The sequence below is a fragment of the Hymenobacter sp. GOD-10R genome (assembly GCF_035609205.1).
GTDB lineage: Bacteria > Bacteroidota > Bacteroidia > Cytophagales > Hymenobacteraceae > Hymenobacter.
In genome coordinates this window covers 580109-596398 of record NZ_CP141184.1, presented here as the reverse complement: position 1 = coordinate 596398, position 16290 = coordinate 580109, and the positions used below count along the sequence as shown (strand labels likewise).

The following is a 16290-nucleotide window of genomic DNA, read 5'->3' as shown; positions in this document are numbered from 1 at the left end:
AGGCTGCAAGTTACCCTTTCATATCGTTCAACATATCCGCAAACGGGTCTTTGCTCTCGCTATCCCCAAGGGCCGGTGCATTTCGTCGCCCTGCTTGGTGTAAGTCGAGTACGTCATGCCGTTGCTGAGCACGAACTGCCGGGCTTCCGCCCACTCGGCCAGCACATCACAGAGCAGCATCATGGCCGGGCCATCGGCGACCGTTACCAGCTTCATGCTCAGCAAGACATCGCCAATTTGCTGCCAGTATTCGCGGGCTTTCTCGCTAAGCCAATCGGGCGCCATCGGTAGTCCGACCTCGGGCACGGGCTCCAGGTCGTTCGTGCGGCACGGTTGCGCCGTACCGCCGAGCTTTTTTAAAATGGTGGGTTTATTGGGGCGACCTCCAGCCATGGCGTTTAGGATTCTTTGTAACCGTTTAATCGACCTGTACCCGTGAAGTACACCTCCACACCAGCCGCCCCTATGCCTATATTCGAAACGAATGCTTGGCCCGAATACTCCTCGCCATTGTCGCGCACAAACGTGAGTTCTACAACTCCTCTGTCGCGCTGGGCTATAGACAGAGGATATTGATCAATAAACTCGTGAAAGGTGAAGACAGACCAACTTTTGGTAGGGCCTTGCTCTTGAACAGTTAACGTGGCTGTCACATTACCAAGAATCAACTCATCTCGGTAGCTTACTGCGATTCTGCCTTGGTAATTCATGGTATTTTTTCGGGTTTTAGTTCAGCGACGAAGCTAGGAACTTTTGGGGTTCAGTTTTGCACGCGTGTCTGCGCGAGTCTAGGCTACGGTTACCCCGGGACGCTGCTATAAGGAACTCCTACCTGTACCGGTCTCAGATTGGATAAACAAGCTATTATCTTACAATCACATTTACAGCCACACTTACTCTATTTCAACATGACGGAAGAAGAAAAGCAATCGCGATTGGTAGGCTTTAAGGAAATACTAAAACAGATTGAGCAGCAAAGCCAAATTGACATTCAAAACTTTCAGGAGGCCCGTGATACAATGCAGAAGAAAGCCGATGAAAATTCAGAAGATGATATTTTCAAAAGTCAGTATCTGCATCTTGTTGCTGTACTAAATGAAGCAATCGAGACTCAAAAAAGGATGCTAAATATGCCTAAACGGGCTATCAGGTATATAGAATCTACTGATGCCGTTTTTTTGACAGATGAAGGTATTGAAGATGCACTCGGCGAGTAATAGAGCACAAGCTGACACTGTAGGGAGTGTACCTGGTGCACCCCAAAAAACAATTCTTTTCCCTTGATGGGTGCGCTGATGCATCCTATCCAGAATACACTGAGCTAGGCTAGCCAAGTGTAGCAATGCACAAGCTATACTGAGCCAAATTGCGCGGCCTACTAAAGCATTTTATTAGTGTAGCCAGTGAAGATGCTACAGGCTTAAGAATACTCCATCAACAACAGAAAAGGCCCGCACCGTCGGGTATCAGTGCGGGCCTTTAGCCTTCCTTTGAGCAAGTTGGCAACTAAATTAGCTTAGCTATTCCTAATAATTCCTTTTCGAGAACACAGTCTTCGATGCATTAAAAGCGACTTCTTCTCTAAAGTTCGTGTGGGTTCGTGTGGGTTTGTGTAGACTATTGCTTACTAAAAAATGTCCATTGTAGCGCACAAAGGCACTTTTCCCTTTGCTGCTTGTGCATACTACACCACTTTCGTGTGGGTTCGTGTGGGTTCGTGTTAACCTATTTTACTATAGGCAAGCGTATACCTATTTAGTTTAACTTATTAAGAGGAAGCAATTGAGCACGTCCCTTATGATTTTGGTGTGGGTTCGTGTGGGTTCGTGTGGGTTCTCAGACAATTTATCATAAATGCGTAATATGCTTACAATGAGCACTTTACAAAGTATTATGATTTATATATTATTGTTTAAATTATATTATTTCCCAAATTTGGTGTGCGTCCGTGTGGAATTTCCACGTAAAACACGCGCTCAAGGTTTACAAGCTGCTATTTATCGGCCTTTATCTTTTTGATGACTGACATTCAATTCGATTAAGACCTGCTTAATGGCTTCATTTCGCTGTATGTGGTCGTTCAGTATGTTTTCGTTCAAAGTATAATAAGGGCCGTTAGATGGTCCTTGGCGCTTTAAAAAATCAATACTCAAAAGCTTGTATACCAGATACTTAGTCTGATCACGTGTCAAGAAGGAACTAAACAACTCTGCAAAGTCTCCTAGTTTAGCTGTCTTAAATTCTTCTAGATGTTGAATGATCAACATAACAGCTTTGCTTTCTTCCAAAGGTGAACTAGCTGAGTAATGCGCTTCTTGATTTGTGAAAGAGTAATACTGCTTTGCAAGTCGGTAACGCTGGTTATTTGTCCGTCCTACTTTCTCGATTAGGCCCTCATGAAGTAAACGACGGATACAGTCAGGGTCAAGATCCATTTTAGGTGCTCCCTCACGTATTTTATCTAACGTCATCACGTCATATACCGAAAGCGTATTCTCAGGAGTACGCTGGCTTTGAACTTCCGTGATGAATAGAGCAAAGGCTTTATCTTGTACTAGGCCAGGAAGTTTAAGGACAACTTGAAACGGATCAGTAGCACTGTAATCGGGTGCGCCCTTAGCCTCACTGATACATTGATAATATATTTTATCTACACCCTGACCAGAGCGTTCAACAATACCCGTTTTGGAAAGGACTTCAGCAAGTCTGCGATTCCTTGGCGTGCTGTTTACTGAGATCATATTCTCTAGAGTCACGCCACCAGGTAAACCACCAGGACTGCTAATAGTAAGTGACATAGGATACTGCTTAATTACGACTTCGCTTTGCCGACGGTAATCACGATGAGCTACAGCGTTGTTAACAGCTTCTCTAATCACCTCTTTGTTAAAGTGAGGAATATCAAAGATATATGGTCCCTTCTGTACTGGTACAGCTCCGTTGCGCGCATCAATACTAGTCCATAATTTTTCTATAAGAATATAATAAGGGTCTAATAAAAAATCGCGTTTATCATACCGTATCAGTGACTCTCCACTTCGGTACTCAAGTGATATAGCTACTTGGGGCATAAGTTGATGTAGAACTTCTCGCTTGCCAAGCAGAATAAGCGCGGCATACGTTATTTTACCATCAACAATAAGATCTAAGTCAGTAAGCACCTGAGCCTTACTTAAGCCAAGAAACCTGGAATTCTTCTGCTTCTCAGCATATGCGGCCTTCATGAGTTGCACCGCATTATCATCCAAGTCCTTCAAGGAAAGACCCGGAGCAAAGGTCGCTGAGAAGTCTGGCTCCTGCTCCTGAATGATGCGCAGGTAATGTTCATCCGACATAGGAAGTAGGTCACCTCCTATCCTCATCAATGGTACATCTTCGAACTTAAAGACTTTGCCAATGGGGCGTCCTGGAACAGTAATGACAACTACTCGTCGCTGCTGATCGTCAAATAATTCATCAATATCCACTCTGATCTTAAGGTCACTATAGATATTCTCTCTCAGCTGCCCAAGTTCCCCTGAACTTTGGTTAGTACCTACTACTTCATGAGGGTACTGGTCCTTCATTCCAAATACTAAATAGCCACCTCCTTCATTACTCAGTGCAACTATATAGCCTAAGATGCAGTGTCTTCGATCTTTAGCTACCGCTTTAGTACCGCCACCATACGAGTAGTTGCCTCCTTTAGCCGCTTTAAATTCGACTTTATCTTCAGACTCTTTTAGTAAGGAAAGTTCTTCTATTGTCATCGAGAACAAAGTTTGAATAGGTAACAAGAATTGGATGGACGTTGGCACTCATTCTTAACCTACGCCAACATTATACGATAGAAGTCTGAAAGCAAAAGCACAAATTTTTCTATTTAGTAGTTTTGAGCAGCGGCTCAGGCATTTCATACACCTTGGCAAACTCTCGTTCTACTGCTTGCTCAGTAATGTTGACGTAGCGCTTAAAGGACTTCCAGTCCCGGTGCCCCGTGATCTTCATCACGAGTTCCGGCCGCAGCCCTCGCTCCAGGCTGAGCGTCACGAACGTTCGGCGGCCGGTGTGACAGCCTAGCTTCTCCCACTTGGGAACGGTGCTGTTCAACCGCTCTCCGCCTTTGTAGCGCACTACTTCCAGTGGGCTATCAATGCCGGCCAGCTGACCTAGCTGCTTGAGGTAGAAGTTCAGCTTCTGGTTCGTGATGAGGCGTACCCCGCCGGCTAGGTAGCGCGTGACGATGAGCAGCGCCCGAGCCTGTAGCGGAATGCTCACAGTCTCCCTCGTCTTTTGCGTGGTGATGCGCAGCATGTGGCCACGCACGTGCTCCGAGCGGATGCTTACTAGGTCCGAGTAGCGCAGGCCGGTGTAGCAGCTGAGCAAGAACAGCATCCTAGCATTATCCAGGTAGCCACCAGCAGGCAAGTCCAAGGCTTCCAATGCGGCCACTTCTTCGGCCGTCAGCGTCATGATATCGGGCTCTTGCCGACGCCAGTTTAGCTTCTGGTAACTAGCGTTCGTATGAAAACCTCGATCCGCGGCATACTTCATAAAGCGCTTGAGCCGGCTTACCATTTTCTCAATAGTGTTATCGGTCAAGCCAGCGGTAGTTAGCAAGTATGCCGTGTAGCGGTCCCCGAAAATGGGCGTGATGGTGTCAAAGTCGACGGCATACCCTTTGGCTTCCTGAAACTCGCGTAAGTGGCGCAGGGCAGTGGCGTACGTTTGCGCTGTACGCACCTTGCCGCGGTCTCGCGTCAGCGCTATCCACTCATTAAAGTAATCCCAAAACGTCAAGGCAGCTTGCGTAGGTGCCTCTACTTCCTCTGGTAAGGCCAGGATCCGGAGCGCTTCGGAGGTGGGCAATAGTCCGAGGGCCCGCTGCTCCCCATAGTAGGCCAGCAGCTTCTTCTCCAGCAGCTCCAACGAGTCGTTCAGCTTGCCGTTACTGGCGTAGCCGCGGACCTTGGCTCGTTGATCCGCTTTGATCCACTGCTTAGGATGTACAGACAACCCGGAGTACACTTTGACCCGGCGGCCGTCGAAGGAGAGAAACGCAAAAATAGCCGTGGGCTTATCAGCCTTGGGCTCCTTTAAGTGGAAGGATACGGTAGCCATGAGCGAGCGGAACAAGTGCTAGGTCAAAGCTAGTATTTTCTGTACCCCGGGGTACAGCTGGGGGTACAGAAACGCTCATTTATTCTCACTTGTACCCTTTAATCCTCACAACCTCAAAATAAAAAGCCGCATTAGAGGCTATAAACAGGTATTTTCGGTGAGTATGAATGTCGGATTAGTGAGAAGGTACAATTCTCGCCGGGGCCACCAACAAACGGCCCCGCCAACTTAGGTTGGCGGGGCCGTTTTGGTTTTTGGGCTTATCCCAAAGTCTCCAATAGCGCGCAATTCGATGGTACGTACCTACTAGCTAGATCACTGATCCAATCAAAGGGGCGAGCTAGTTATCGAAGAGGCCACTACCAAGTAGTTGTGTTTTACCTAACGAGGAGCACGCGTAGAGTCGGGGGCTGGAGGCGGGGGGCTCGGAGGCAGAGGCACCCGGATAGTATCGGGAGAGGTAGGAGGAGTGGGTGGTAACGTCGGAGGCAGAGGCACTCGGATAGTATCACGGGGTGGACCTATAGGCCCTCTCACTGGCAAACGTGCTGCCTCCTCGCCGGTAGCCGCAGGCTGCGGCGCGTCCGATTTATTGGTGTCACAACCAAAGAGCAAGCAACTCACGGGAAGAATAGTGAGCAACATGGCACCACACAACCAAGGTAGAGGGCTGGTCATAATCGTAACAATATAGGTGGTGAAAATTTGTAGTAATTACGATTTGTCGACTCAGATCGTTACACAATAAAGCATTGAAAATCAAAATACTACATAGGATACTAACTCTCGTTTTATGCAGTTGAATCTATAATTTGCTTCTGCTGAGCTGCGGACTCACCATCCGTGTGCTTAGATGATCTATTTGAGTTCATTTACGGGTACGACTACCTGTCTGAAGTCGCGGCTTCAAAGGCTGCGGCTTCAGACAGGTAATTGTATAAACCTAACCGAGTAAGGAGAACCAGACCCTGTTTACCTTCTCCCTTCTTTAGCGCACCACGGCCCCGCCAGCCGGCGTCCAAACGATTCGGCCGTGCTGAAAGGTATTTAGCCGACCGCCCCCAGGATTATCTACTTCGTCAGAAGTAGGATAGCCCAAGGCGGAACGCTCCCAGCCAAGTGAGGCCCACTTATCCCGAATGGCCCCGTAGATGAGGTGTGCCCCGGTCTGCGGAGACCAATAGATGGAGCCGCCTTGGAAGTGGTTGAAGCGGCCTATTCGGTCGGGCGTGGTAGTTTCGTCGGTGATTGGGTAGCCCAACCCCGAACGCTCCCAACCCACCGACGACCATTTGTCGCGGATGGAGCCATGCACTTCGTGCGCACCTAGCTGCGGGGTCCAGTAGATGGAGCCGCCCTGGAAGTGGTTGAAGCGCCCGACGCCGTCGGGGGTGGTAAGCTCGTTGGTGAGGGGCTGACCTAGGAAGGAAGACGCGCCGCCCAGCGCCGCCCACTTGGCCCCTATTGCCCCAAAAACAGCGAATGGTGTTTGGGGAATCAGCGAGGCAAAGATGCAGTTCATGTTCATACGCACCACGGCCGGAAAGTTGGCCCGGCCGCCGGTTTCGCTAATGTCGGTGATGAACTTCGAGAGGCTATTCAGCACCTTCGCTGATAGCTCGGCAATGGCAGTGGCCGCCGCGCCCACTGCGGGTCCGCCGAACACAGTGCCGCCCGTACCCGCGGCCCCGGCAACCAGGCCCGTATCCAGGGTGTTGTGCCCTTGAATCGTCATGGCCACCCGCGAGGAGGCAATGAACCCATTGGCAGCAAATTCCATTTCCACTTGCGCGTGGTCATCGGCGGCCATGCCCCGAATATGATCGAGCTTCGTGGAGATGAACAGCCCACCTGATGGCGTCGGCGACACGCTTGGCTTGTAGGTGCGGTAGTTGCTCCCGGCGCTGGTGTATTCAGCTGCGCTACCGTCTTTGGCATCCCACCCAGTTAGCTGTTGACCTAGCTTGGCCATATCAAATTGCAATGCACTCATGATTAATAATTGTTTAGTGATGTTTGATTTACCTCTGCCAAGGTAGAGCGCACAGCAACACGAGAAAATCACATAAACATGTGTTAATCAATGATGTAACATACAAAACAAAGTGTAGCGTTCCGCCCCCACAAGCCCTCTTACTCGTCCGGCCTTTATAAGCCGGCTGCGATAATGCCACTCGCCGCCCACCTGCAACGAAATAGCCCCACTGACCTAGGTCGGCGGGGCTGCGCAGGCAAGCAAAGCGGGTGCTACCGCAAGCTAGTCTTACTTAGCCACCCTTTCTCTTTCCAGGATCGTCTGGCCAATGATGGTAACATCCAAAGCGGCATTGGAGAGGATAACGACACCGAGCTGACGTTGTGGATCAAACCCTACGAAGGAGCGCCCGCCACCGGTGCCGCCGGAGTGATGCCAGTACGTTTGCGGCGGCCGTTGTGCAATGCGCCAACCCAAACCGAGGGTGTTATCGGGACTGCTAAACGTTGCTTGGTGAGTAAGGGCCATGGCCTTTGCAAGCGGGCTACGGAACTGCCCGAGTTGTGCTTGCGTGTAGCGCACCATGTCGCGCAAAGTCGATTTGAGCGCCCCGGAGCCTTGCAGCGTCGCAAGGTTCCACACGGTGGTGGGCTCGCCTTTTTCATTGTAGCCTTGGGCGAAGCGGGCGCGTTCTTGCGTAGTCAGTTCTACGCGCGTATCCGGCATGCGCAACGGTCGGCTGATCTGCGCGCGAATGAGCTGGTCGAAGCTGCGGTGGGCATGTTGCGCGAGCACGCAGCCCAGCAGTCCGGCCCCTAGGTTGGAATAGACGAATTGGCTACCGGGCCGCGCGGGCAGTTGGTAGCGCGCCAGGAAGCGGTAAAGCGAATCGAGCGTGTAATGCCGGTACGGATCAGCGGGGTCTACCTTGCCGAGGTAAATATTGGCGGGCAGGCGCGGCAGCCCCGATGTGTGGTTTGCTAGGTTCTCTAAGGTGATAGGCGCGGTCTGGTAAGCTAGGCGGGGTAGCGAATCGGGCAGATACTGGCTAACGGGGTCCTTCAAATGCATCTTGCCGCGCACCACTTGCCGGGCCAGGAGCAGCGTGGTGAAGGTTTTGGTAACGGAACCAATTTCAAAAATCGTGGTGTTGGGGTCTGGCAGTTGGCCGTTGCCGCGCTGCGTTTCGCCGTAGCTGTAGCGTCGCACCTGGCCGTGGTCGAGCACGGCTAAGCATAGGCCCGCCGCTGGCCCCTGCTGCACGTAGGGCCGGGCTAGCTTTTCTACCAAGCTGTCAGTAGCCGTGCGCAGCGGGTTGTTGCTCGGCACCCGATACGTTTTGGGTTGGCTGACGAATGGGATGATCTTGAAATTGAAGCGGCTGATCTTACCCGTCTCGTCGAGTTGCAGAAAAAGAACGGCAGTTTCGCGCTCAAACTTAGCCGTGTAGGTCATGCCATCTGGTACCTGCTCGCGAAACTGCACGGTTTCCCAATAGCCCGTTTGGACGTAAAACTTGCGGGTGCCCGTACTGAAATTGGCGGCGCTCATCCTAGCCTGGTACGCGGGCGAGGTTAGGGCGTAAAGTGCGAGTGGTTCCTCGGTGTTGAACGCTGCTACTAGCTGCTGGCTCATGGCGTCGTAGCGCGGGCGGGCGTCTTGCGCCATCACTTGCACCGAGCCGAGCACCCCATAGCCTAGCAGCAAGATGCGAAACCAGGTACATAATCCAACGAGACGATTCATAAACGAGCGGCAAGGAAAGTAGGATCTACGAAAGGCATAGGCGAGCATTGCAAAGATCTGCTTCTTAGTCGCTTAGACGTAATTTCTGTGGCTATTGCAAAATTCCCAACGGTAGCGCTACTGAGTAACATCGATAGGGCTAAGACCCTAAAAGTGTGAGGCGCATCACTAGTTGGCAGTGGGCAGAGGCTCGACTAATCCCTAGGTACCCTGTTGATCGACTTTTGCAACAGCCACTTCTGTTATAATCAGCTAAACCTGGCGCCTACTAACTTAGCTTTAAAGGAAACGAAAACAGCCCCCGCAACCTAGGTTTCGGGGGCTGTCTGCAAATAAGAACGGCTGTTTCTTACAAGTTTAGGCTCTTGACCAGCTCCGCGGCGGCCAACGTCTGCGCGTCGGTGGCTTGAGGCACCACCGGCGACATTCCGAAGAACTCGTGGGTAACGCCCACATACACTTTCGAGGTGACCGGCACGCCCGCTGCTTTCAACTGCGCGGCATATTGTTGTCCTTCGCTTTGCAAGGGGTCGATTTCAGCGTTGATTACCGTAGCGGGCGGCAAGCCTTGTAGGTTCGTGTTGTTTACTAGGGAAATAAGCGGGCTAGCTCCATCGGCAGGGCTGTTCAGGTAGTATGAAAAGAACCATTGCATTGAGGGCTTATTCAAGGGCTTAGCATTAGCAAACTGCTGATACGAAGGCGTATTCATGTCATAGCGGGCAATGGGGTACACCAAGAGCTGGTGCTTGGGCAACGGCACACCGGCATCACGGGCCATGATGCACACGCTAGCTGCTAGGTTGCCGCCGGCGCTTTCGCCGGCCACAGCAATGCGGTTGGCGTCTATTTTAATCGAGGAGGCATTGTCACGCACCCAGCGGTAGGCGGCAAAAGCATCGTTGTGTGCGGTCGGGAACCGGAACTCAGGACCTTTGCGGTATTCCACGGCTACCACTACGGAGCCGGTTTTGGCAGCTAGGGCGCGTGCCGAGAAATCATACGTATCGTTGGTGGCAATGACCCAGCCGCCACCGTGATAATAAACAATACCTGGCATAGTGGGCGACACGAGACGTGGCGTATAGATCCGCACCCGGATAGTGCCCCCGGCTACTGGTATCGCTCGCCCAGTGGTGTCTACCGACTGGTTAGGCATAGCGATGTTGTACTGGCTCATCACGGCGAGCAGCGCATCCTTGAAGGACGGCGCCTTACGCGCTTGCTGAGGCGTGAGGGTATACAGCGGTACTCCTTTAGTGAGGCTGTCCAGCTCTTCGATTACTCTTTGCATCTCTGGCTTGATGCTAGGTCCCCATTCAGGCTTAGGGCCATTCGGCTGAATGACAACCGACGTAGGGAACGGAAAGAGACCACCATCCTCTGTGCAGGCGCTAGCCCCGATCAGGGCACTCGACAGCAGCAATCCGCTTAGTGCGCGGCGCCAAGAGGTGGTAGCTTTAGAAGAAATAAGCGCGCGAACAGCGGCTAGTTTGACAGGAAAACCTTTTTTCATGAGGGTGGACTAAGGGGTTGATAATCAGCTCTACGCACCAGCCATGAATTGGGTCTATCCCATAAGTAGTTATATTAAATCATAAATTATTTATGTAACTAACCTGTAGGATTATACCCTGCTACTTATCTTTGAACAATAGCGTTGTTTTCCCGGTACTCCCGTGGGGTTTTACCCATGATGTTGAAGAACACGCGGTTGAAGTGCGAGAGGTTAGCAAACCCGCACGCGTAAGCCGCCCCGGCAATCGTCTGCTCGGTGTGCAGGAGCAGCTGACAGACGTTGGTGACGCGCAGCTCGTTGAGATAGTGCACGTAGGTTTTGCGGGTGCGCTCTTTGAAGAAGCGACAAAACGCTTCTCTACTCATATTTGCCACCGAGGCTACCTCTTCGAGCGAAATGGCGCGGTGACTTTGCTCCATCAAAAAGTGCAGCACCTGCTCCATACGCTTGCCTTCGCGCTCGTTGAGGTTGTGCATTTGGTCAGTTACATTCAGGCACTGAAGCGCACCTGGCTGCATGAGCTGCTGCACGATTTGGAGCACGACGAGTACTCGCTCTAAGTTGCTTGTGTGCGGCAAGGCTAGCATATGGTGCGCAATAGCGTCGTGGGCAGCCTCTTGGATGCGGTAGCACCCCGTCAGCTGCTCGAAGAATTTTCGGACGCCTTGCAGCTCTTCGATGCTGTAGAAGCCGCTGGTGAACACCCGGTGGTCGAAAAACACGGCAACGGCGTGGCTGCGGAGGCCATTTTGCTCGTCGTAATATTCCTTGTTGCTGCGAAAAACATGCGGCACATCGTGGCCGAGCAGGAACAAGTCGCCGGGGCGGAATAGGCCGATGTAGTCGCCGCCGACCAGTTTGCCCTCGCCTTCGAGCACGTAGCTGAGTTGAATTTCGGGATGCTGGTGCAGCTTGTCGTAGAAGTACGGCTGGTGGTCGACTTGGTACCGGATGAAGTCATTGGTTGACTTCGGAATCTTAAACGAGATGACTTTCATGACGGTACTATATTAATCGGCTATCACGCAAATCGCGGGATAATTGTCAATATAGCATTATCTCTTACTAATTCCGTACGGGACTTCGCCTTCCAGAGCGGATAGCTTTGTAAAAAAGCGATAAAACTTATGATCAACTGGCAAGGCGTATTCCCAGCAGTTACGACGAAGTTTCACCAAGACGGCAGTCTGGACTTCGACACGTTTTTCAAGAACATCGATGCTCAGCTAGCCGCTGGCGTGCACGGTATTATTCTGGGCGGTACGCTTGGCGAATCGAGCGTGCTGCGCACGGAAGAGAAATACGAACTGACGAGGCGCACCATCGACTACGTAGCGGACCGCGTGCCCGTGGTGCTCAACATCGCCGAGGGATCCACCCAGGAAGCTGTTCTGCGGGCGCAGGAAGCCGAAGACCTAGGTGCCTCGGGCCTGATGCTGCTGCCGGCCATGCGCTACCCCACCGATGCGCGCGAAACGCTCGCCTACTTCACGTCGGTGGCGCAGAGCACAGAGCTGCCCATCATGATCTACAACAACCCCGTCGACTACAAAACCTACGTCACGCTTGAAATCTTCGACAAGCTGCTCGACGCGTGCCCTAACGTGGAGGCCGTGAAAGAGTCGACGCGCGACGTATCGAACGTGACGCGCATGGTGACGCGCTACGGCGACCGGCTGCGGATTATGGGCGGCGTAGATACCCTAGCTTTGGAAGCGCTGCTGATGGGCGCCCACGGCTGGGTAGCCGGCTTGGTGTGCGCTTTCCCAGCAGAAACGGTGGCCATTTACCGCCTCGTGCAGGAAGGCCGCATTGAAGAAGCCCGCACGATTTACCGGTGGTTCCTGCCCCTGCTAGAGCTCGACATTCATGCAAAGCTGGTGCAGTACATCAAGCTAGCCGAACAAATGGCTGGCCTTGGCACCGAGCACGTGCGGGCCCCGCGCCTGACACTGATTGGCGAGGAGCGGGAGCGGGTAATGGCCCTCATTCAACACGGCCTCGATACGCGCCCGGCGCTCCCCACATTCACCGCTACGCCTGCCGCTGTCCATGCCGTTTGATGCGCTCCTGGCCGAAGCCACGGCGGCTTACGCTATTTATAAAAAAACCACGGGTGCCGAGCGGGCTACGTTCTTGCGCGCCATCGCCACGGCCATCGATGAGCTAGGTGATCAGCTGCTGCAGACCGCCAGCACCGAAAGCAACCTTCCGTTGGCACGCCTCACTGGCGAGCGAGGCCGCACGCAAGGTCAGCTGCGCCTGTTTGCCGATTTGGTAGAGAACGGCTACTGGGCCGAGGCCACTATTGACACGGCCCTGCCCGACCGTCAGCCCCTCCCCCGCCCCGATATGCGTCGGCTGCTGCTGCCGCTGGGGCCGGTAGCAGTATTTGGAGCCAGCAACTTCCCCCTAGCTTTTTCGACGGCTGGCGGCGACACGGCCTCGGCGCTAGCGGCCGGCTGCCCGGTGGTGTATAAAGCGCATCCTGCGCACCCGCGCACCTCCGTGTTAGTAGCCGAAGCCATTGCCAAGGCGGCGCAGCAGTGCAACTTGCCGGCGGCGGTGTTCCAACACGTAGTGGGCGGCACGCAAGTCGGGACGGAGCTGGTGCAGCATCCTGCCGTGCGTGCCGTGGCCTTTACGGGCTCTTACGGCGCTGGCAAAGCGTTATTTGACCTAGCTACGCGCCGCGACGTACCGATTCCGGTGTACGCCGAAATGGGCAGCGTCAACCCGCTGTTCATCTTACCAGAAAAGCTAGCTTCCGACCCAACTGGGTTGGCACAGCAGGCGGCGCAATCGGTGCTGCTTGGCGCGGGGCAGTTCTGTACGTGTCCGGGGCTGGTGTTCGTGCCAGCCGACGAGGCTGCCGAAGCTTTCGTAGACAGCCTAGGAGAAACGCTCAGCAGCGCCACCGCAACCCACATGCTTCACGCGGGCATCGCCGACAATTACTACCAGAACCTTTCCTCCCTTCTTCAGCACGCCAATGTGCACGCCTTGGTTCAGCCCGAGACGCACACGCTGGAAGGCCGCGCTGGCCTAGCTCGCACCTCAGCTGCGCAATGGATACAGAATGCGGCATTGCAGGAAGAAGTGTTCGGTCCTTTCACCCTGGTAGTTACTTACCAAGACGAAGCTGAGCTACTGGCCGCTGCTAACGCCTTGCACGGGCAGCTCACCTGCACCTTGTGGGGTACTGCCGCCGAGCTAGCCCAAGCCGAACCTGTAGCCGATGCGCTCCGCGAGAAGTGCGGCCGCTTGCTGTTTGCCGGCGTGCCCACGGGTGTAGAAGTCAGCCACGCCATGACCCACGGCGGGCCTTTCCCAGCCACTACTGACCCACGCAGCACGTCGGTGGGCTCCTATGCCATCAAGCGCTTTGCACGGCCGGTCACGTTCCAGTCGGCGCCAGCGGAGCTGCTGCCACCGGAGTTGCGCAACGAAAATCCGACGGGTATCTGGCGGATGATCGACGGGGAAGTAACGCAGCGCAGTCTTTAACCTAGCTGTAGCGCGGACTTTATAGTCCGCGCTACACCATTAGCCACTTTATGGCCCGTAAAACATTTTTTTGCATTGACGCCCACACCTGCGGCAACCCGGTGCGCCTGGTAGCGGGCGGCGGCCCCGAGCTGCACGGCGCTAACATGAGCGAGAAGCGCCAACACTTTCTGCGTGATTACGACTGGATTCGGAAGGGGCTTATGTTTGAGCCCCGCGGCCACGACATGATGTCGGGCAGCATCCTGTACCCGCCCCAAGATCCTGCCAACGATGTGGCCGTGCTCTACATCGAAACCAGCGGCTGCCTGCCTATGTGTGGCCACGGCACCATCGGCACCGTGACTATTGCCTTGGAGGAAGGCCTGATTACGCCCAAAGTGCCCGGCCAACTGCGCCTCGAAACGCCGGCCGGCTTAGTACTGGTTTCGTACCGCCAGGAAGGTCAGAAGATTAAGTCGGTGAAGCTGACGAATATCCCGGCCTACCTCGACTCCGAAAACCTAGCCGTGGAGTGCCCCGAGCTAGGTCCGCTGCGGGTGGATGTGGCCTACGGCGGCAACTTCTACGCCATCGTCGATCCGCAGGAGAACTTCCAGGGCCTGCAAGCCTACCCGGCCGACAAGCTCATCAGCTGGAGCCGGGTGCTGCGCCAGCGCCTCAACGAGCAGTACACCTTCGTGCACCCCGAAAACCCGACTATTCAAGGTTTGTCGCACATTCTGTGGGCGGGCGATACACTGAGTCCTAGCTCCACGGCCCGCAACGCGGTGTTTTACGGCGACAAGGCCATCGACCGGTCGCCGTGCGGCACGGGCACCTCGGCGCGCATGGCGCAGTGGTACGCCAAGGGCAAGCTCAAGCCGGGGCAGGAGTTTATCCACGAAAGCATTATTGGGTCCATTTTCAAAGGCACCATCGAGGAGGAAACCACCGTGGCGGGGCGGCCGGCCATTCGTCCGGGCATCGAAGGGTGGGCCATCATTACGGGGCACAACACCATCTTCTTCGACGACGAAGATCCTTACGTTCACGGTTTTCAAGTTCTCTAGGGTATGAGCAACGTAGTAATTGTCGGGGGCGGCATCATCGGCTTATTCACAGCCTATTACCTAGAGGAAGCCGGCTTCGGCGTGACCGTGCTCGACCAAGGCGACCTAGCCCAGGGCTGCTCCACCGGCAACGCGGGCATGATCGTACCGAGCCACTTCGTGCCCCTAGCCTCGCCCGGCATGATCGGCAAGGGCATCAAGTGGATGTTTTCTTCTAAAAGCCCCTTCTACATTCACCCCCGCCTCGACCGCCGATTGGTGGAGTGGTGCCTGCTATTTTATCGCTCGGCCACGCCCAAGCACGTCGACCGCAGCATTCCCTACCTCAAAAACCTGAGTTTGCTCAGCAAGAGCCTGTACTTCGATCTAGCTCAGCAGCACCCCGAAGCGAAGCTAGGTTTGGAAGAAAAAGGCTTGCTCATGCTCTACAAAACGGCCGCCATCGAGCACGAGGAAGTGGAAATGGCGCAGCTTTCCAACACGGTCGGCATCGAAGCCAACGTGTTGTCGCGCGACGAAGTGCGGGCCCTGGAACCCGACACCAACCTCGACGTACGCGGGGCTGTGCACTTCACCGGCGACGCTCACCTCGATCCGGCCAAGCTTTACAGCTTCCTCAAAAACCACCTGCAAGCCCGTGGTGTGCGGTTGATTTCGCAGGCCGAAGTGCTGCGCTTCGACCACACGGGCGACACCATCACGCACGTCATCACCACGCAGGGCGACTTCGCCTGCGACGACCTCGTAGTATGCGCCGGGGCTTGGTCGGGCAAGGTGGCGCGCCAGCTGGGCGTGCGCCTGCCCATGCTCTCGGGGAAGGGTTACAGCTTCATGCAAACCAACCAGCCTGCCATCCGCATCCCGGCCATTCTCACCGAGCAGAAAGTAGCCGTAACGCCCTTCGGCGGGCAAGTGCGGTTTGGGGGCACCATGGAAATCACCGACACCGATGTGAGCATCAACCGCAAGCGGGTGCAGGGCATCTTCGAGTCGATTCAGCGCTACTACGGCGATTTTACGCCCGTGGCACCCGACCCACAAACGGTGTGGAGCGGCCTGCGCCCCTGCTCGCCCGACGGCCTGCCCTACATCGGCCCGACGGCAAAGTGGCGCAATGTGCTGTTCGGCACCGGCCACAGCATGATGGGCATCAGCCTAGCACCCGGCACCGGCAAGCTTCTCGCCGAGCAACTGCGCGACCAGAAAACCAGCCTGCTGATGGATGCCTTCTCGCCCGACCGGTACAGCTAGGTCAATGTAGAGACACATACTTGTGTCTCACTGTTGAACGATAACGCCAACACAATTTACTTAAGAACAATCCTCCAAGAACGACCTAGGTAAACAACATCCGCAACGCGAGGAGACACAAGTATGTGTCTCTACACCAC

Annotated in this window: 13 protein-coding genes; 5 read left to right on the top strand and 8 right to left on the bottom strand. The window is 54.3% G+C overall.

The genetic code is table 11. The annotated features are described in order from the left end of the window. Positions 1-27 precede the first annotated feature (27 nt). Positions 28-393, bottom strand: a complete 366-nt coding sequence (locus SD425_RS02480) for a P27 family phage terminase small subunit (protein ID WP_324675058.1) — start codon at positions 391-393, stop codon at positions 28-30. A gap of 5 nt (positions 394-398) precedes the next feature. After that, positions 399-710, bottom strand: coding sequence for a hypothetical protein (locus SD425_RS02475; protein WP_324675056.1), 312 nt, complete (start codon positions 708-710; stop codon positions 399-401). Between the two features lie 198 nt (positions 711-908). Between SD425_RS02475 and SD425_RS02470 the strand changes: the two genes are divergently transcribed. Further along, positions 909-1217 carry a hypothetical protein gene (locus SD425_RS02470; RefSeq protein WP_324675054.1) on the top strand — a complete coding sequence of 103 codons (309 nt, stop codon included), beginning with the start codon at positions 909-911 and terminating at the stop codon, positions 1215-1217. A gap of 780 nt (positions 1218-1997) precedes the next feature. Here SD425_RS02470 and SD425_RS02465 read toward each other — a convergent pair. The 6 genes from SD425_RS02465 to SD425_RS02440 all read right to left on the bottom strand — a co-directional run bounded on the left by SD425_RS02465 (position 1998) and on the right by SD425_RS02440 (position 11338). Beyond that, positions 1998-3749, bottom strand: a complete 1752-nt coding sequence (locus tag SD425_RS02465) for an ATP-binding protein (protein WP_324675053.1) — start codon at positions 3747-3749, stop codon at positions 1998-2000. A 109-nt stretch (positions 3750-3858) separates the two neighbouring features. After that, positions 3859-5100 (bottom strand): site-specific integrase, encoded by a 1242-nt coding sequence (locus tag SD425_RS02460; protein WP_324675052.1) that lies wholly within the window; start codon positions 5098-5100, stop codon positions 3859-3861. Between the two features lie 988 nt (positions 5101-6088). Then, the gene (locus SD425_RS02455) at positions 6089-7093 is read right to left on the bottom strand and encodes a hypothetical protein (protein WP_324675051.1); all 1005 of its coding nucleotides are present in this window, start codon (positions 7091-7093) and stop codon (positions 6089-6091) included. Between the two features lie 270 nt (positions 7094-7363). Further along, the gene (locus tag SD425_RS02450; protein WP_324675050.1) at positions 7364-8821 is read right to left on the bottom strand and encodes a serine hydrolase domain-containing protein; all 1458 of its coding nucleotides are present in this window, start codon (positions 8819-8821) and stop codon (positions 7364-7366) included. Positions 8822-9170: 349 nt separating this feature from the next. Further along, entirely contained in the window at positions 9171-10337 is a 1167-nt protein-coding gene (locus tag SD425_RS02445; protein WP_324675049.1) for an alpha/beta hydrolase, read from the bottom strand. Positions 10338-10462: 125 nt separating this feature from the next. Continuing rightward, positions 10463-11338, bottom strand: a complete 876-nt coding sequence (locus SD425_RS02440) for an AraC family transcriptional regulator (protein WP_324675048.1) — start codon at positions 11336-11338, stop codon at positions 10463-10465. A 132-nt stretch (positions 11339-11470) separates the two neighbouring features. Between SD425_RS02440 and SD425_RS02435 the strand changes: the two genes are divergently transcribed. From SD425_RS02435 to SD425_RS02420, 4 genes are read left to right on the top strand one after another with little or no spacing between them, the layout of a single operon-like run. Next, complete coding sequence (locus SD425_RS02435; RefSeq protein WP_324679491.1) at positions 11471-12403, top strand: dihydrodipicolinate synthase family protein; 933 nt, start codon at positions 11471-11473, stop codon at positions 12401-12403. Next, complete coding sequence (locus tag SD425_RS02430; protein WP_324675047.1) at positions 12393-13847, top strand: aldehyde dehydrogenase (NADP(+)); 1455 nt, start codon at positions 12393-12395, stop codon at positions 13845-13847. Before SD425_RS02435 ends, SD425_RS02430 begins: the two co-directional genes overlap by 11 nt. Positions 13848-13897: 50 nt before the next feature. Further along, positions 13898-14899: a 4-hydroxyproline epimerase gene (locus tag SD425_RS02425; protein ID WP_324675046.1), complete on the top strand. Its 1002-nt coding sequence runs from the start codon at positions 13898-13900 to the stop codon at positions 14897-14899. 3 nt (positions 14900-14902) lie between these two features. Next, positions 14903-16150, top strand: coding sequence for an NAD(P)/FAD-dependent oxidoreductase (locus SD425_RS02420; RefSeq protein WP_324675045.1), 1248 nt, complete (start codon positions 14903-14905; stop codon positions 16148-16150). The last annotated feature ends 140 nt before the right edge of the window (positions 16151-16290 follow it).